Source organism: Pseudooceanicola profundi (assembly GCF_050897955.1).
Classification (GTDB): domain Bacteria; phylum Pseudomonadota; class Alphaproteobacteria; order Rhodobacterales; family Rhodobacteraceae; genus Pseudooceanicola.
This window is the reverse complement of sequence record NZ_JBPAXZ010000001.1, coordinates 1,594,989-1,612,655: the sequence shown is the minus strand read 5'-3', so window position 1 is coordinate 1,612,655 and position 17,667 is coordinate 1,594,989. Positions and strand designations below refer to the sequence as shown.

The following is a 17,667-nucleotide window of genomic DNA, read 5'->3' as shown; positions in this document are numbered from 1 at the left end:
TGGCTGAACTTTTTTCTATTTTAGCTCAGGTGTTTAGGTGGAATTTGGCTTCCTAGTTTAGCCTGACCAGTACAGATTTCTTGACGAAATGTACTTAGTGGAACATTTTGGCGATCAGACCGAAAGGGGGAGGCGCTGCGGTCAATGTTGCCAGACGAACGTGAAAACAGGTCACCGGTGCGGTCCGGCCCGTTGCTGCTCGGGCTGGTTGGGCGGGGGATCCAGCTGTCCCGGACGCCGGCCATGCACGAGGCCGAGGCCGCGCGCCACGGGCTGCAGTGCCGCTATGATCTGCTGGATACGGATGCGGGCACAGAGGGCGACCTGGCGGAGATCCTGACGCGCGCTGAAGCCGAAGGTTTCGCGGGGCTGAACGTGACATTCCCCTACAAACAGGAGGTCATGCCGCTCCTTCACCACCTCTCGGATGCGGCACGGCGCGTCGGCGCCGTCAATACCGTCGTCTTCAGAGACGGTCAGAGATACGGGCACAATACGGATTACTGGGGGTTTCGCGAAAGCCTCAGGGCCGGTTTGCCCGATGTGGCGCTTGGGGATGTGCTTCTGATTGGTGCCGGCGGCGCAGGCGGGGCGGTGGCGCATGCTCTGGCCGACCTCGGGGTCGGGCGAATCCGGATCGCGGATATCCGCGACATCGCGGCGTCAGCGCTGGCGCAGCAGGTTGGCCCGCAGGCGGAGGCTGTCAGCGATCCCGCCGCGATCGTCGGGTCCGTCCAGGGGATCGTGAATGCCAGCCCGGTCGGGATGAGCAAACTGCCGGGAGTGCCGCTGGATACGGGCCTGCTTGAGCCACGGCACTGGGTGGCCGACATCATATATTTTCCACTAGAAACCGAATTCCTGCGCGCGGCCAGAGCCTGCGGTTGCCGGGCCCTCGGCGGCGAAGGCATGGCCGTTTTGCAGGCCGTGCGTGCGTTCTGGCTGTTCACCGGGGCCGCCGCCGATATGGACCAGATGCGCGATACCTTCCGGCGGTATGGGGAGGTGCGATGAGAACCGGGATCGCCACCGTCTCCATTTCGGGGAATCTCGAAGAAAAGATCGACGCCATCGCTGCGGCCGGCTTCGACGGGATCGAGATCTTCGAACAGGATTTCATCGCGGATATCCGGAGCCCGCGCGCGGTCGGGGACAGAATTCGTGCGGCAGGGCTGGACGTGATGCTGTTCCAGCCGTTCCGTGACTTCGAAGGACTGCCCGAACCGCTCAGGTCGAAGGCGTTCGACCGGGCCGAGCGCAAGTTCGACGTCATGCAGGAGCTTGGGTGCGATCTGGTTCTGGTATGTTCGTCCGTTCATCCGGCCGCGCTTGGCGGGATCGACAGGGCCGCGGCCGATTTTGCGGAGCTGGGCGCGCGCGCGGCACAGCGTGGCCTGCGGGTCGGGTATGAGGCGCTGGCCTGGGGCCGGCATGTCAACGATCACCGCGATGCCTGGGAAATCGTGCGGCGCGCCGATCATGACAATGTCGGGCTCATCCTCGACAGTTTTCATACGCTGGGGCGGGGGATCGATCCGGATACGATCCGGCGAATTCCCGGAGACCGCATTTTCTTTGTTCAACTGGCCGATGCGCCGGCTATCGACATGGACCTGCTGTACTGGTCGCGTCATTTCCGGAACATGCCGGGCGAGGGCGACCTGCGCGTGACCGACTTCATGCGGGCGGTCATGGCCACGGGATATGCCGGGCCAATCAGCCTGGAGATTTTCAACGATCAGTTCCGTGGCGGGTCACCTGCCACCATTGCCAAGGACGGGTTCCGGTCTCTGATAGGGCTAATGGACGAGGTCCAGCGCGTTGAGCCGCAGCTGGTGCCCGACCTCGCGCCGCTGCCTGCTCCGGTTGCGGTTCGGGACACGGCTTTTGTCGAATTTGCGGCCCGCGGCGCAGAGCTTGCCGCGCTGGAGACGCTGCTAGGACAACTTGGGTTCAGCCGGAGTAAACGGCATCTGTCAAAGGCCGTCACGCTCTGGCAGCAGGGGGATATCCGCATCATCCTCAATGCCGAGACAGAGGGGCATGCGGCCACGGCCTGGAATGCGCGGGGCACGACGGTCTGCGACCTGGGCCTGTCCGTCACATCGGCATCCGCAACTGTGGAACGAGCGACAGCCCTGGGCGCCAAGCCGTTTTCTCAGCCGCTTGGGCCGGGTGAGATGCCGATCCCGGCCATTCGCGGGCTGGGTGGCAGCGTCATGCATTTTATCGACGACGGCGCGCTGTCGGAGGTCTGGGACAAGGAGTTCCTGCCGGATGCCGCGTCAGAGATCGCCAGCCGCGTCGGCCTGACCCGGATCGACCATATCGCGCAGACGATGACCTATGACGAAATGCTGTCCTGGTCGCTGTTTTACACGACGCTTTTCGATATGGCCAAGGCGCCCATGGTCGATGTGATCGACCCGGACGGTCTGGTCAGAAGCCGCGCCATCGCGACGCCTTCGGGCGCGTTCCGCATCACGCTGAATGGCGCGGAAACGCACCGGACACTGGCCGGGTCGTTTCTGGCCAAGGGGTTCGGCGGCTCCGTACAGCATGTGGCGCTGGCAACCGACGATATATTTGCGACGGCCGATGCTCTTAGGAGCCTTGGTTTCGAGGCGCTGCCGCTGTCGCCGAATTATTTCGACGATCTTGCCGCGCGCTTCGATCTGGAGCCGGAGTTCCTTGCCCGCATGCGGCAGGAGAACATCCTGTATGATGCCGGCGATGACGGAGAGTTCTTTCAGCTCTATTCCCGCCCGTTCGCCGGACAGCTGTTTTTCGAAATCGTGGAGCGGCGGGGACAGTATGCCGGCTATGGGGCACCGAATGCACCGTTCCGCATCGCCGCCCAGAAACGCCTGCAGAAACCGAAGGGGATACCGGAAGTTTAAATTCGAAATAATGTACGACAAAAACAGTTTTGTAGTACATAACCTATGAGATGACACACCACGTCAAAGGGAGGAAACCAATGACACATCTGACCCGCCGCGCTGCACTTGCCGCGTCTCTTGCCGCCACAACAGCCCTTGCCCTGACGGGCGGGGCCTTCGCACAGGACAAGCCGACCCTGCGGCTGTCTTCGGTCGTATCCGACAACGATATTCGCGCCGAGGCCTTCGCCGAGATTGCCGAAGCCGTATCTGACACGTTCGACATGCAGGTCTTCAACGGCGCCACACTTGTCGCCCAGGGGTCCGAGATGACCTCCATCCAGCGCGGCAATCTGGAAATGGGCCTGATCTCGCCGCAGTCGATTGCGGAACAGATCCCCGCCTGGTCGATCGTCACATCGGCGTATCTTTTCAGTGATGCAGCCCATCTGGACGCAACGTTTGACAGTGATGTCGGCGCGGAACTGAATGCGATGGCCGCCGATGCCGGCCTGCACATCCTCGCCCCGGTCTATTTCGGGACGCGTCAGGTGAACCTGGCACCGGAGACCGAGGTGATGAAACCGGAGGATCTGAACGGTATCACCATGCGGATGCCCGGCGGAGATGCCTGGCAGTTCCTGGGAGAGGCCATCGGCGCCAACCCGACACCGCTCGCCTATGCAGAGGTCTACACGGCGCTGCAGACGGGGGCCATCGACGGTCAGGACAACCCTCTGCCGAACGATTACAACATGAAGTTCTACGAGGTGACGAGCCAGATCGTTCTGACCGGACATCTGATCGGCTTTGACGTTCTTACGATCTCCAAAAAGCTCTGGGACGGGTTCACGGACGAACAGAAAGAGGTTCTGCAATCCGCCGTCGATGCCGCAATCGAGAAATCGACCCAGCGTCACCTCGACCGGGAAGTCGAACTTGTGCAGTTCTTCAAGGATGAGGGGCTCAAGGTGTACGAGCCTGACCGCATCGCGTTCCGTGACTACGCTCAGAAGAAGTACCTCGAATCCGAGTTTGCTGCGAGCTGGCCCGAGGGCATGATCGGGCGCATCAACGCGCTTGCCGAGTAATCACACCAAGAAAATGGGCCGAGCCTGTCTGCCAGTCAGGCTCGGCGCCTTGGAATACGGATATGAATGCCAATTCAGCCAGACCGCTTCGCATCCTTCGCGGGATAGCAGATGCCGTGCCCGCCCTGTTGCTGGCCGCGATGTTCGTCTGTTTTATCATCCAGGTCTTTATGCGTTACGTCATGGGCAGCCCGGTCGGCTGGACGGTCGAGGTTTGCGTCATCGCTTGGCTCTGGATCCTGCTCTGGGGGCAATCGGTGTCGGTCACGGAACATGACGAAATCCGGTTCGATATTGTCTATGGCGGTGTCTCGGCCGGGACGCGGCGCTGGTTCCGGATCATATTTTCGATGTTCCTTGTCGGCATCTACGCTTGGTCTCTGCCTGCGCTGTGGGACTTCGTGACCTTTATGAAGATCCAGAAGACCTCCTATCTCGATATCCGGTTCAACTGGGTCTATTCCGTGGCGCTGATCTTTTCGGTCGTGTCGATCCTGCGATACATGTGGATCTTCTGGCAGGCGGCCGCCCGACAGAAGAGCGGGAGCCTGACGGATATCAGCTCCGGGCGCGAGGATGTCTCGCAATGAGCTGGGAATTCGGGGCCACCGTCGCCCTTATTATCGCCTCTGCCCTGATCGGTCTGCCGATTGGCCATGCCATGCTGGCGTCATCGGTATTTTACCTGATGCTGCAGGGGCAGGATATGTCCATCGCCTTTGAGCAGATGCTGACGGGGCTCTATGGGTCCTACGTTCTGCTGGCGATACCGCTGTTCATCTTTGCGGCTGATCTGATGAATGTCGGGTCGCTGTCGGACAAATTGCTGGATTTCTGTCGCGCTTTGGTCGGCCGGTTTCGCGGCGGGCTGGGCCATGTGAACGTGGTCTCTTCGCTGATCTTCTCTGGCATGTCCGGATCGGCGATCGCGGATGCTGTCGGCATGGGGCGGATCATCATCAACCTGATGACCAAGGACGGCAAATATCCCGGTGCCTATGCGGGCGCGATCACCGCCGCCTCGGCGATCATAGGGCCAATCATTCCGCCATCTATCCCGATGGTTTTGTTTGCGCTGGTCTCCGATACCTCTATCGGGTTCCTGTTCCTTGGCGGTGTCGTGCCCGGGCTGATCCTGGGCGTGCTGCTCATGGCGATGAACGCCTGGCAGGCGCGGCTCCATGATTATCCTGTGGAAGAGCCGGTGCCGCTGCGCGAACTGCCCCGCATCACGCTGCGCGCCGTGCCCGCGCTGCTGATGCCGGTGATCCTGCTGGTCGGGATTTACGGCGGCGTCACAACGCCGACGGAAGCCGCCGCCCTGGCCGCGCTGTATGCCTTTCTCGTGTCGACGGTGTTCTACCGCTCCGTCACGCTCAAAATGGCATATGAAACGGTCCGGCAGAGCGCAAAGTCCACCGCCGCCGTCGGGTTTCTGATCGCGGGGGCGCTGGCGTTCAACTATGTCGTCACCATTGAACAGGTGCCCAATGTGATCCGGGGTGCCCTGGGCGAAACCGAACTGACGCAGGTCAGCTTTCTGCTGATGGTCAATGTCATGCTGCTGGTCTTGGGGTGCCTGCTCGAAGCGAATGCAATTCTGCTGGTGATCGTTCCGATTTTCCTGCCAACCGCTGTCGCGCTCGGGGTGGACCCGGTGCATTTCGGTGTGATCGTGGTCGTGAACACGATGATCGGGCTGGCCACGCCCCCCTATGGGCTGTTGCTTTTTGTGGTCACCTCGATCACCCGCGCGCCGATCCGCGATACGATCCGCCACCTGTTGCCGTTCCTGGCGATCATGGTCGCCGGGCTGGCCATCATCACTTTCATGCCGAACCTCGTGCTGTGGCTGCCACGGCTCTACGGCTACGGCGGATGACCCTGCGGAGCTTTAAATGACTGATACCATCCTGATCATCAACGGTCCGAACCTGGACATGCTGGGGACCCGGCAACCCGAAGTCTATGGCTATGATACGCTTGCCGATGTTGAGGCGCTTTGTCTGAAAGCAGCAGAGGAGGAGGGTGTCGCCATCACCTTCCTGCAAAGCGACAGCGAGGCCGAGATCATGGGCTGGATCAAGCAGGGCCGGGGGAGGACGGCGGGGCTGATCCTGAACCCGGCCGGGTTCACCTCGACCTCCATCGCGATCCTCGATGCGCTGCTGATCTACGACCGGCCGATCATCGAGGTCCATATCTCGCCCCTGTTCCGGCGCGAAGAGTTCCGGCACCTCAGCTACCCGTCCAAGGCCGCCTCGGCCAAGATCGAGGGGTTCGGCATCCGGGGGTATGAATTCGCGCTCCGGAAGCTGGCGGAATGGGCGCGCGCCAAAGGCTGAGGGTCACTGGAAGTCGCCAGATGACAGGATATGTTCGACCCCGCTGCGGATATGCCGGGTCAGCAGGTCGACTGCGGCATCAGCCTGGCGACCGACAACAAGATCCCGCAGGTCGGCATGCTCCTGCGCGGCCGGTTTGCCCCGGAAATTGAGTGCGAGCATGTGGTAGCGCGCAAATCGGTCAAAGACGGAGGCATGCGTGCGGGCAAAGACCGGCCGGCGGCAGGCGGCGATGGTTGCGTAGTGAAACCCCCAGTCCGCGGCGACCCACTGTTCGACCGCATCCTCGGCCTTGTTGATCAGAAGCGTTTCGATCGCGGACAGTTTGTAATGCGCGGCGACGACAGAGGCTTCCCAGTCCAGATCGCCCTGCGCGATCGACTGTCGCAGCGCATCCGTTTCCAACAGTATCCGCAGCTCTGCCAGATCGCGCAATTCAGAGGCGCTGGCCTCGGCCACGCGAAAGCCGCGCTGCCCCTCGGCTGTCACCAGCTCTTCGACGGCGAGCCGGTTCAGGATCTCCCGCATGGCGGTGACACTGGCCTGATAGGTGTCGCGCATGCGGTCGAGCTTGAGCTTTTCGCCGGGCTTCAGTCGGCCGTTCACGATGTGAAGACGGATACGGCGGTGCGCGACCTCGCCGATCGTTTCGCCTTCCTTCGGTTCCGTCTCGAACCGGAGCGTCTGAGCCTTGGCCGTCATTCACATCTGCCCGCATCTGAATTCGGCCAAGTATCCGCGCCCGCCCGGGAAGTGTCCATATCGCCGCGGTGGTCAGCTGTCTGAAACCGGCGGATGGTGCCGGTCAGTCCGGCGTGAACGGGGCGCGGTAAAGTTCCTGCGCGATATCGTCGTCCAGCGGCGTCCGGTAGGTCATCAAAAGGTAGCCCAGAACCGAATAGAACCCGACGGTGGCAATCAGATCGATGACGGCGTGACGGCCGATGGCATCGGCCAGCCGGGCCTCGGCCTCGGGGGATAGCTGCCGCGCGTCTATCAGAGCATCGACCGCCTGCACGATCAGCGCATCTTCGCCCTCTGGCGTGTCGCGGATCGCAGCGATCCGGGCGTCGGACATGCCCAGTTTGCGCGCCCGGCTGACATGCTGGTCCCATTCGTAGCGCGATCCCAGCCGCGCGGCGGTCCGCAGGATCACAACTTCGGACCGGATCGGGCCCAGGGCCGATTGTTTGACGACATGCTGGCGCAGTGGCGCCCAGGCCCGCAAAAGGGCGGGGTGATGCGCCATGGTGCGGTACACGTTCAGCTGCCCTGCGAACCCGTCCAGCATGTCGGAAATTTCGTCGGGCCAATCCGCATCGGCAATCGGCGGGCAGGGGCTATCGGTCATCTTGGGCCTTTCCGGCAGCGAAGTAGGGCGCATAAAGCGACGGTCTGCGGTCTGCCCACAGCCCGGTGGCACTTCGGTACTGCGAAATCGTGGCAAGGTCGATCTCTACCTCAAGAACGGTTTCCTCATCGTGATCGATCCGGCCGAGCATGCTGCCGTCCGGACCCATGGCGCAGGATCTGCCGAAAAACCGTTGGTCGCCCTGCAGACCGGCCCGGTTGCAGGACAGAAAGACCACGCCATTTTCAACCGCCCGGGTATAGGCACGATGCACGAACAGGTCGGGATCTGACACAGGCGCCGCATCAGGACCAAAGGACGCCCAGACCGATGTTATGATCTGTGCGCCCTGCAGTGCCAGGGCGCGCGTGACCTCCGGAAAGCGGATATCGTAGCAGATCTGCATGCCGAGAGTTGTGCCAAGGGCCGGAAAAACCGGCAGCTCCGTGCCGGGGGAGAAGTACAATTTCTCGTTCTGCCACTGGTGCGTTTTGATGTAGGTTCCCGTGGTCCCGTCAGGACGAAACAGCATGGACACATTGTATATGACACCGGCGAGCCGGGTATCGCGCAGGCCCAGCCCGGCGATGATCGTGACCTGAAGTTCGGTCGCGAGGGCCGCCAGGGATGCGATGTCCTCTCCGCCCGGATCGGCGCAGGCGGCGGCCAATGCGGCACCGTAGTGGGGGACAGCGGCGTGGATCGGGCCACCGGGATACAGCGGCTCGACATATCCGGTGTTCGACAATTCGGGGAAGATGATCAGATCCGCTCCCCGTGCGGACTGGTTGCGAATATAGTCGCGCATGCGTCGGAAATTGCGCTCCGGGTCAAGCGGCGTGGCGTCAAACTGAACAAGGTGCGCGGATATCATGCGGGCTCCGTCATCCGGCGGCCGGTGGCAAAGTCCCAGCTGCGTCCCGGGGCCGCCTCCAGCAGGGCCCGAGTGTAATCGCTTTCCGGATGAGACAGAACCCGGGCCGCGGGGCCGTATTCCACAACCGTGCCGTGCTGCATGACAAGCACATCGTCGCAAATCTGTGCAGCTACTCTCAGGTCATGCGTGATGAACAGCAGGGCCAGGTTCCGTTTCGCCTGAACCTCTGCCAGCAGACCGAGGACCTGCGCCTGTACCGAGACGTCCAGCGCCGATACGGCCTCGTCCGCGACGATCACATCGGGGGACATCATCAGCGCCCGCGCTATTGCGATACGCTGGCGCTGCCCGCCGGAAAACTGGTGCGGATAGCGCGCCAGGGCATCGCGGGGCAGGCGGACGACCTCCAGCAGATCAGCTGCCCGGGCCAGGGCGCGGGCACGGCTTTCGCCGGCGTTCAGGGCACCTTCGATCAGGCTCTGCCCGATCCTGAGCCGTGGGTTCAGCGATCTGTTCGGGTCCTGAAAAATCATCTGAACGGCGCGCCGTGCCTCTTCCAGAGAGGCCTGCCCCTGCAGCGGTGCGACATCCTTTCCGTTGATCAGGATCGCGCCGCCAGAGGGGTCTTCGAGCTTTACGACACAACGCGCGAGGGTGGATTTGCCCGACCCGCTTTCCCCCACGATCCCGAGGGTGCGGCCCCGGTTCAGGGTAAAGCTGGCCTCCCTCACGGCCATGACGCGATGACCCGGGCGTCGCAGGATGCGGTCAACCAGCGGCCGGAACGCAAATGTCTTGGACAGGTCGACCAATTCCAGAACCGGGTCCTTTTTCGTCTGCTGGCGGGCTGTCCGGGGGGTCAGCGACGGAACGGCGGCCAGCAGGTCACGGGTGTATTGCGCGCGAGGCTGCGCAAGAACCTGGTCCACCGGGCCGGTTTCGATCACCTCCCCGTTCCGCATGACACAGACGCGATCGGCGATGTCGACGACAACCCCCATGTCATGGGTGATGAAGAGAACGGCCGTGTTCTGCTCTTCCTGCAGTTTGCGGATGAGATCGAGTATCTGCTTCTGGGTGGTCACATCCAGTGCGGTTGTCGGTTCGTCCGCGATCAGCAGGCCGGGTTTGAGGGCCAGCGCCATGGCGATCATGACGCGCTGGCGCTGCCCGCCCGAGATCTGGTGCGGGAAGCTGTCGTAGATGCGGGGCGGATCAGGCAGGTTGACGCTTTCAAAGGCAGCCAGAGCCGCCGCCCTGCGGTCGCCGGCGCGCATGCGGGTGTGGGTCCGGTAAATTTCGTCCATCTGCAGGCCGATGGTCAGAACCGGGTTCAGCGCGGTCATCGGCTCCTGAAAGATCATTGCCATCTGGGCGCCACGCAGGGCTTTGGTCCGGCTCGGGGCCGCGGCAATAATGTCTTCGCCGTGCAGTTCGACAGTCCCGGAGGTGACGCCAAGCTCGCCTTTGGGCAGCAGATCCATCGCCACAAGCGAGGTGACGGATTTGCCCGACCCGCTTTCGCCAACCAGGCAAAGTGTCTCGCCCGGGGCAATGTCGAAAGAGATATCCTTCAGGATGGCATTCGGTTGGCGCCCCGTCGTCGACACGTTCAGGCCGCGGACAGACAGGACAGGCGGGCGGGCGGCTGTCGGGGTCATCAGGCACGTCCTTTCATCTTGGGGTCAAGCCAGTCGCGCAGCGCGTCTCCCAGCAGGTTGATCGACAGAATACAGGCCGACAGGACGATGGCGGGCCAGTAGACGAGCCAGGGGTTCAGCGCGAAATACAGACGCCCCTCGGCCATGATGTTTCCCCATGTCGGGGTTTCGGTCCCGATCCCGACGCCCAGAAAGGACAGGGCGGCTTCCGTCAGGATGGCCGAGGCGTAGATATAGGTTCCCTGCACGATCAGCGGTGCAATCGTGGAGGGCAGGAGGTGGCGCCAGATGATCGTGAGCGGGCCGGTGCCCAGCAGCATCGCGGCCTCGACATAAGGTTCGGACCGGGTCGCCAGGACGCGCGACCGGACAAGCCGGACGACCTGGGGGATTTCGGGCAGCATAATCGCAATGATTACGGTCATCAGCCCTGCCTTGGTCAATGCGACAATGGCAATGGCCAGCAGAATGCCGGGGATTGCCATGAGCCCGTCCATGGCGCGCATCAGCACGGCATCCAGCCCGCGGAACCAGCCCGCCAGCAGACCCAGCGGCAGACCGATCAGAAGGGCGCCAGCCGTGACGCCTGCGCCCACCATCAGCGAAACCCGCGCGCCGTAGACGGTCCGGGAATAGAGATCGCGGCCAAAGCTGTCCGTGCCCATCCAATACACATCATCCGCAGGTTTCAGGCGCATCATGGCATTGAGCTGCGTCGGCTCGAAATTGGCCAGCTGCGGGGCAAAAAGTGCAAGCGCGACAATCGCAATCAGGGTGAGCAGTGCCAGCAGCGTCGTCCAATGCGGGGGAGAGCCCGTCAGGCGCCAACGGGGCACGTCGCGGTTATGTTGCGGAGCGGTCATTGGTAGCGGATCCTCGGGTCGGTCAGCGCGTAGGACAGGTCAATGGCAAGGTTGATCAGCACATAGGTGCCTGCGGTCAGTAGAATGATCGCCTGGATCAGCGGGTAGTCCCGGGCCAGAACGGCGTCGACAACAAGCCGTCCGAGGCCGGGAATGTTGAACACGGTTTCGGTCACGACGACGCCCGAGATCATCATGGCAAACCCGGTGCCCACGACGGTCAGGATCGGGATCGCCGCATTGCGCAGGGCATGCCGGAACAGCACGGTCGCCTCGGGCAGCCCTTTGGCGCGGGCGGTCCTGACGTAGTCTTCCCTGAGGACCTCCAGCATGGAGGCCCGGGTCATACGGGAGATCAGGGCGATATAAATGGACGCCAGTGCCAGACCGGGCAGGAAAATGCGGTGAGCAAAGGGCCAGAGCCCCTCTGCCGGCGGCTTGTAGCCCTGCACCGGGAACCAGCGCAGATGGACGGCAAAGATGCCGATCAGGACATATCCGATGACGAAGATCGGCACGGAGAACCCGATGACAGACATCATCATGACACTCCGGTCGGTCAGCCCACCGTGGCGCCATGCCGCCAGCACCCCCATGGGCAGCGCGACGAGGAGGGTCAGCGCCATTGCCACAAGAGCGAGCGCCACGGTCGGCCCCAGCCGCTGGCCTATCATCTCCAGCACCGGACGGTCCGAGATCAGGGAGCGTCCGAAATCGCCCTGCGCCATCTGACCGATCCAGGTCACGAACTGGACGGAAAGCGGTTTGTTCAGGCCAAGGCTTTCACGGATCGCCTCAAGCTGGTCAAGCGAGGCCTGATCACCCGCGATCGCCTGTGCCGGATCGCCGGGCGTCAGCCGCAGCAGCAGGAAAACAAACACCGCGACAAAGAACATCACGGGAATGGCCATCAAAAGCCGTTTCAGGAAATAGGTGAGCAATGCTCTCTTCCGATATGGGTAGCAGGCAGGAAAGGGCGGCCAAAAACCGGCCGCCCCGATAGAGGCGCAGGGTTATTTGCTGACGCCCCAGAACAGGGTGATCGGACCCGACTGGATGTCCTTGAGATCGGTCCGCCAGGCGGCAACCGATTTGAACTCTCCGGCGTTGAAGTAAAACGAGTCGTCCCAGGCGATCTGCTGTATTTCCTCGGCGATGGCCTTTTGCTCGGCCATGGTGCCGGCCGTCAGATAGGCTGCGCGCAGTTCTTCCATACGAGCGTTGACCGGCCAGCCGGCCCAGGTGTTGTCGTCGCCCGACCCGTTGATCAGGGAATGCACAAGCGGGTTCCAGATCCCGGCCACACCCCAGTAGGTAAAGAAGAAGTTCCAGCCGCCCTCGCTGACAGGTTGCCAGCCGTTCTTGCGCGACTGTAGCGTCGACCAGTCCATCGAGGCGACCTCGACCGTAAATCCTGCCTCGCGCATGCGGTCCGCTGCGACGATGGGCTGGGTGGTCAGGACCGTCAGATCGGTGGGCTGCATCATCAGAACCGGCGTGCCGTCGTAGCCGGACGCCGCCAGCATCTCCTTGGCCTTGGCCATACGGTCCTCTGCGCTGCCTTCCAGGTATTCGGCACCCACGTCAGAGGCGAGCGGCACTTCGCAGCCGTAGATGGACGGGCAGAGCTGATAAAAATCAGGATTGCCGATGGCTGTCTGCATGATGGTTTCCTGATCCAGCGCATACATCACCGCCTTGCGGACCTGCGGGTCGTCGAAGGGGGGCAGGCGGTGATTGAACCGTCCCGTCACCTGAGCGCCGAGCGGGTTCAGGATTCCGGTTTCGACATCTTCGTTCATGTCGAGCAATGGCAGCAGATCGATCGTGACCTGTTCAATCAGGTCCACGTCGCCGGACTGGATCGCGTTGATCGAGGTCTGCATGTCCGGCATGGCCTGCCACACGACCTTGTCGACATTCACAATTTTGGCGCCGGCGGTCCAGCTGGCGGGCTCTTCGCGGGGAATGTAGTCAGCATTTTTGACATATACGGCCTGATCGCCCGGGCGATATTCATCGGCCACAAATTTGAAGGGGCCGGAGCCTATGATCTCGGGGATCTGTTCGCCGACCGGCGTATCTGCCAGCCGTTTTGGCATCATGAAGGCCGGGATCGGCGAGGGTTTCGCAAGCAGTTCCAGCACCGGGGAGAACGGCGATTTCATCTTGATGACCAGCTCGCTGTCGGAGGTGGCCTCGATGCTGTCGACATATTTCATCATGGTCATGGCAGAGCCGTCACGCTGCGACCAGCGATTGAGGGAGGCCACGCAGTCTTCGGCGGTGACCGGCGTTCCATCATGCCACATCAGCCCGTCGCGCAGTGTCAGCGTATAGGTCAGCATGTCATCGGACACGGTGAAATCGGCCATCTGCGGCTGCGGCTGATAGTTTTCGTCCATGCCGAGCAGGGTCTCAAAGACCATGAAGCCATGGGTTCTGACAATCTGTGCCGTGCTCAGATGCGGGTCCAGCGACCTCAGCGGAGCCTGCATCACTGCCGTCAGGGTGGTTTCTGCCCAGGCCGGCAATGCGGCGACCGATCCGGCCAGCAGGGCCGCGGCCCCTAAGGTTTTAAAGTTGAAAAACATATGCTGTCTCCTTGTTGGGGTAGATTTTTTGGTCGGTTATTGGGGCAGGGGCGGTATGCGCGGCGCGTCCTGCCAGGGGTAGGCCGCACCGGTATCGAGCTGTCTGTAAGGGATCAGCCGGACATCGGCGGGGCCAAGATCGGGGGTATCGGCGACCAGGATCGCCTTGGCCCGCGGGGTGTAGAAATCTCGGAAATGGGTTTTCGAGCGCAGAAGGATCACGTCGTAATCCTCGGGCGTTTCACCGAAGATGTAGAAAGGATCGCCATCGACGGCAAAGGCGAAATGCGAGGTGACAGAGATCCGGACTGTCCCGACCTCGATCAGGGCAGTCAGACCGAGGTCGACCGGCGCCCCCTGCTGATACCGGCCGGAGACGGTGAACCGTTTTTCGCCAGCCCAGAGCACCCGGGCCGTCAGGCGCAGCGGCCCGCCGGTTTCCGGCGTGCTCTTGCCGCCCAGGGCCAGTGTCAGCTCGGCGCCGGCGCCGGCAGCGCAGGCGGCTTCCGCGCTCTCCGGGTCGCACAGGAACGGCACCATGACACGCCCGAGATCGGTCTCCAGAACGGCGCGCAGGCCGTGGGTGCTGTCGTTCATGCGGTCGGCATGTTCAAGAATGACCACCGGAGACCCGCCACCGCAGAGGCGCCCGGCCTCTGCCACGGCGTGATCCATCGGGCATACGGGAATGGCGGCCGATATTTCGGCGCGCGCGGTATGGAGTGCCGCAGACAGGCGCGCCGCCTTTTGTTCCGCCGATCGCTGGCCCTGCCAGTCGAGGCATATCACCGACATCCCGGTGTTCGGGCTGTCGGCATAGGCAAAGCCGCCCATGACCGAAATATCGCAATCTCCCGCCGCCTCTTCGGCGCGGGCCTGGGCGATCACACTGGCCAGCGGCTCCAGCGCGGTGGCCGACTGGATCGAGGGGATGACGACACCGGGCCGGGACACGGCGAGGCCGGGGCGGGCGCCGGTCTCGACCATCCGCAGCAGGGCCCGGGCCGCGCGTTCGCCGGTTTCGCCCATGTCGGTATGCGGCGAATGCCGGTAGGCCACCGCAATATCCGCGCCCTCCAAAGTCGCGGTATCGATGTTGCCGTGATAGTCCAGCGCGACGGCGATGGGCAGATCGGGCGCGGCAGCGCGGGCGCGGGCGATCAAAGTTGCCTCGACATCGGCAAAGCCAGGCGCCCAGCAGGCGCCGTGCAGATAGAGCACCAGCCCGTCCAGTTTGCCGGACGTCTTCAGGCCGGTCGCCAGCTCCTGGGCGTAGGCAAGCACGGCGGCATCTTCGGCGGGCCCGAGCGCGCCGAGCAGAGAATGAAACAGCGGGACCATTTCGGCGCCATGCGCCTCCAGCACCCTGAGCGCGCCGCCGGCCACTGTGTTCGTGCCGGCGAACTGGTCCGGGATGGCCTGGCCGCGGACGCAGACGCGTTCGAAATCCGCCAGCCGCGAGGTTCGCGGCACTGCCGTGACAGATTCCAGGTTGAACCCGGCAAAGGCAATCCGGCGGACCATCCGTCAGGCTCCGGTCGCGCTGCGTATGGCGACAGATACGCGGTCGACGATCTGGTCGATTTCGTCTTCGCTGCAGATATACGGCGGGGCAAGCAGGACATGATCGCCCCGCAGGCCATCTATCGTGCCCCCCATCGGATAGCAGAGCAGCCCTCCGGCCATTGCCTCCGACTTGATCTTTGCGTGAATTTTACGGGCCGGATCGAAGGGGGCCTTGCTGTCCTTGTCCGCCACGATCTCGATCCCGCGGAACAGGCCACGCCCCCGGATATCGCCGACATGGGGTGACTGGCCAAGCGCCGCGTCAAGCCCGGCCTGAAGCCGGTCTCCCAGCCGGTTGATCTGTGCCATCATGCCCGGACGTGCCAGAATTTCGACAACCTTGTCGGCGGCGGCGGCGGCGATGGGATGGCCGACATAGGTATGGCCATGCTGGAACTGACCGGAGCCGTCGCGGAACGCGTTGTAAATGGTCTGGGACAGGAGGACGCCACCAACCGGCTGAAAACCTCCGCCCAGACCTTTTGCCACGGTCACGAGATCGGGCAGGATGCCTTCGGCCTCAAAAGCGAACAGATGTCCCGTCCGGCCCATGCCGCACATCACCTCATCGAGGATCAGCAGCACGCCGTATCGGTCGCAGATCCGGCGGATGCGGCGGAAGTAATCGGCGACGGCGGGAACTGCGCCCAGCGTGGCGCCGACCACCGGTTCGGCGACAAAGGCCACGACGCGGTCGGTGCCCAGTTCCTGAATCTTATCCTCCAGCTCCTGCGCCAGCCGGGCGGCGTAGTCACCCGGCGATTCATCCGGGCGCATGTCGCGATAGGCGTAGCAGGGGGCGATGTGATGGGTTTCGGCCAGCAGCGGCTGGAACTGTGCACGGCGCGCGGCATTTCCGCCTGTGGCCAGTGCGCCGAGAGTATTGCCGTGATAGCTTTGCCGTCTTGCAATGATATGGCGCCGCTGGGGCTGACCGATTTCCACAAAATACTGCCTGGCCATTTTGAGAGCGGCCTCCGTCGCCTCGGACCCGCCCGACACCATGTAGAAATGGTTCAGGGGATCAGGGGCGAGCGAGGTCAGGCGTTCGGCAAGCGACTCGGCCACATCCGTCGTGAAAAACGAGGTGTGCGCATAGGCGATCCTGTCCATCTGCGATTTCATGGCATCCAGTACTTCGGGGTCGCCATGACCCAGGCAGCTGACCGCCGCACCGCCGGAGCCGTCGATATAACTCCGCCCTGCGTCATCGGTGATCGTGACGCCCTGGCCCGTTACTGCGCGGGGCAGATCCTGGCCGATTTTGCGATGCAGTAATTTGGTCATGTGTCCATCCGGCCTTCGATCCGGCGCGGCCCGGGAGAATCGCGGGCCGGCCGATGATGGGTTGACCGTTGCAGGCTGACGCAATGAATGCAACAAGTGTTTCACAAAATGATCTCAGGAAACAAATGCTCTTTTTTTGATGCTTGCGAAACGATTAAATCTTCATCGTCCGGCAAAACCGGCCGATTTTCTGCATAAGTGTTGTGTTTCTTCGCGATGCCCTGCACAAGAATGGAACGGGTAGAGCAAAGGTTGAAACAAATGTTGCAGAGGGATGCGCTGCGGGACCGGATCGTCGCGCGATACGAAGATATGTCGCCGCAACTGCAACAGGCGGCACGGTATATCCTTGAACATACTCAGGAAGTTGCTCTGGTCTCCATGCGGGAACTGGCGCGCAATGCCGGGGTGCAGCCGGCCACGATGACCCGGCTTGCCAAATTTCTGGACCTGCCCGGGTTCGACGACATTCGCAGCCATTTTTCCGACGCGCTCCGGCTTCGGGCCGAGGGTTTTGCAGCGCGGGCACGCGAAAGCGATGGCAGGAACGAGGCGGCGGGCAGTGGCCTGGCGCATGATATGCTGCAAAGTCTTTCAGCCCAGATCGCAAGGCTGAGCGATCCGGAGGCGGTGGCCAAACTGGAAGCAACGGCAGAGCTGCTGGGCGGCGCCCGGCGCATCTATGTGCTGGGGCTGCGCTCCTGTCATTCGGTCGCCTGGCATTTCCACTATGTCATGACGCTTCTGGGGGATCGGACCGTACATCTGGACGGCCCGGCCGGGACCGGGGCCGACGGATTGCTGCGTGCCGGGGCCGGTGATGTTCTTTTGGTGATCTCGATCAGCCCCTATGCGCAGCAATCGCTCGAACTGGCGGCTCTGGCGCGCGAAAAGGGCATGGCCGTGGTGGCGATCACCGACAGCGAGGTGTCGCCACTGGTCCCGATTTCGGACCAGGCCATTCTGCATTCGACGGAAAGTCGGACCTTCTTTCATACGCTGACCCCCGCGCTGGCGCTTTCAGAGGTGCTTTGCGGTCTTCTTGCCGCTCAGGATCGCGAGGCGTCTCTCAAGGCGCTGCAGGCTGCGGATCAGCACCTCGGGCGGCTGAATATCTACGCCAATTCCATTCCCCGCCGACGCATCTGAA

General features: G+C 62.7%; 16 protein-coding genes. 7 read left to right on the top strand and 9 right to left on the bottom strand.

Annotated features, from left to right (window positions below; translation table 11 throughout):
* The first annotated feature begins 144 nt into the window (after window positions 1-144).
* The 6 genes from ACRARG_RS08030 (at window position 145) to ACRARG_RS08005 (ending at window position 6,318) form a co-directional block, all read left to right on the top strand.
* Window positions 145-1,014, top strand: coding sequence for a shikimate dehydrogenase (locus ACRARG_RS08030; RefSeq protein WP_432689473.1), 870 nt, complete (start codon window positions 145-147; stop codon window positions 1,012-1,014).
* Window positions 1,011-2,900 (top strand): bifunctional sugar phosphate isomerase/epimerase/4-hydroxyphenylpyruvate dioxygenase family protein, encoded by a 1,890-nt coding sequence (locus tag ACRARG_RS08025; RefSeq protein ID WP_432689472.1) that lies wholly within the window; start codon window positions 1,011-1,013, stop codon window positions 2,898-2,900. The genes ACRARG_RS08030 and ACRARG_RS08025 overlap by 4 nt, the downstream gene beginning before the upstream one ends.
* An 80-nt stretch (window positions 2,901-2,980) precedes the next feature.
* Entirely contained in the window at window positions 2,981-3,973 is a 993-nt protein-coding gene (dctP, locus tag ACRARG_RS08020) for a TRAP transporter substrate-binding protein DctP (protein ID WP_432689471.1), read from the top strand.
* 116 nt (window positions 3,974-4,089) lie between these two features.
* The gene (locus ACRARG_RS08015; RefSeq protein ID WP_432689470.1) at window positions 4,090-4,563 is read left to right on the top strand and encodes a TRAP transporter small permease; all 474 of its coding nucleotides are present in this window, start codon (window positions 4,090-4,092) and stop codon (window positions 4,561-4,563) included.
* Window positions 4,560-5,855 (top strand): TRAP transporter large permease, encoded by a 1,296-nt coding sequence (locus tag ACRARG_RS08010; RefSeq protein ID WP_432689468.1) that lies wholly within the window; start codon window positions 4,560-4,562, stop codon window positions 5,853-5,855. Before ACRARG_RS08015 ends, ACRARG_RS08010 begins: the two co-directional genes overlap by 4 nt.
* A 16-nt stretch (window positions 5,856-5,871) precedes the next feature.
* Window positions 5,872-6,318, top strand: coding sequence for a type II 3-dehydroquinate dehydratase (locus tag ACRARG_RS08005; protein ID WP_432689467.1), 447 nt, complete (start codon window positions 5,872-5,874; stop codon window positions 6,316-6,318).
* Between the two features lie 3 nt (window positions 6,319-6,321).
* Here the strand turns inward: ACRARG_RS08005 and ACRARG_RS08000 are convergent, their stop codons facing one another.
* The 9 genes from ACRARG_RS08000 to ACRARG_RS07960 form a co-directional block, all read right to left on the bottom strand.
* Window positions 6,322-7,020: a GntR family transcriptional regulator gene (locus ACRARG_RS08000; RefSeq protein WP_432689465.1), complete on the bottom strand. Its 699-nt coding sequence runs from the start codon at window positions 7,018-7,020 to the stop codon at window positions 6,322-6,324.
* Window positions 7,021-7,123: 103 nt separating this feature from the next.
* A complete protein-coding gene (locus ACRARG_RS07995) occupies window positions 7,124-7,669 on the bottom strand; it encodes a carboxymuconolactone decarboxylase family protein (protein ID WP_432689464.1) in 546 nt (181 codons plus the stop codon).
* Window positions 7,659-8,543, bottom strand: coding sequence for a carbon-nitrogen hydrolase family protein (locus ACRARG_RS07990; protein WP_432689462.1), 885 nt, complete (start codon window positions 8,541-8,543; stop codon window positions 7,659-7,661). The genes ACRARG_RS07995 and ACRARG_RS07990 overlap by 11 nt, the downstream gene beginning before the upstream one ends.
* Window positions 8,540-10,207: a dipeptide ABC transporter ATP-binding protein gene (locus ACRARG_RS07985; protein ID WP_432689461.1), complete on the bottom strand. Its 1,668-nt coding sequence runs from the start codon at window positions 10,205-10,207 to the stop codon at window positions 8,540-8,542. Before ACRARG_RS07985 ends, ACRARG_RS07990 begins: the two co-directional genes overlap by 4 nt.
* Entirely contained in the window at window positions 10,207-11,070 is an 864-nt protein-coding gene (locus ACRARG_RS07980) for an ABC transporter permease (RefSeq protein WP_432689460.1), read from the bottom strand. Before ACRARG_RS07980 ends, ACRARG_RS07985 begins: the two co-directional genes overlap by 1 nt.
* On the bottom strand, window positions 11,067-12,011 hold the full coding sequence (locus ACRARG_RS07975) for an ABC transporter permease (RefSeq protein ID WP_432689459.1): 945 nt from the start codon (window positions 12,009-12,011) through the stop codon (window positions 11,067-11,069). Before ACRARG_RS07975 ends, ACRARG_RS07980 begins: the two co-directional genes overlap by 4 nt.
* 72 nt (window positions 12,012-12,083) lie before the next feature.
* Entirely contained in the window at window positions 12,084-13,664 is a 1,581-nt protein-coding gene (locus ACRARG_RS07970) for an ABC transporter substrate-binding protein (RefSeq protein WP_432689458.1), read from the bottom strand.
* Window positions 13,665-13,700: 36 nt separating this feature from the next.
* Window positions 13,701-15,188 (bottom strand): M81 family metallopeptidase, encoded by a 1,488-nt coding sequence (locus tag ACRARG_RS07965; protein WP_432689457.1) that lies wholly within the window; start codon window positions 15,186-15,188, stop codon window positions 13,701-13,703.
* A gap of 3 nt (window positions 15,189-15,191) precedes the next feature.
* On the bottom strand, window positions 15,192-16,517 hold the full coding sequence (locus tag ACRARG_RS07960) for an aspartate aminotransferase family protein (protein WP_432689456.1): 1,326 nt from the start codon (window positions 16,515-16,517) through the stop codon (window positions 15,192-15,194).
* Between the two features lie 261 nt (window positions 16,518-16,778).
* On the opposite strand from ACRARG_RS07960, the gene ACRARG_RS07955 reads away from it, so the two are divergent.
* A complete protein-coding gene (locus tag ACRARG_RS07955) occupies window positions 16,779-17,666 on the top strand; it encodes a MurR/RpiR family transcriptional regulator (protein ID WP_432689455.1) in 888 nt (295 codons plus the stop codon).
* The last annotated feature ends 1 nt before the right edge of the window (window position 17,667 follow it).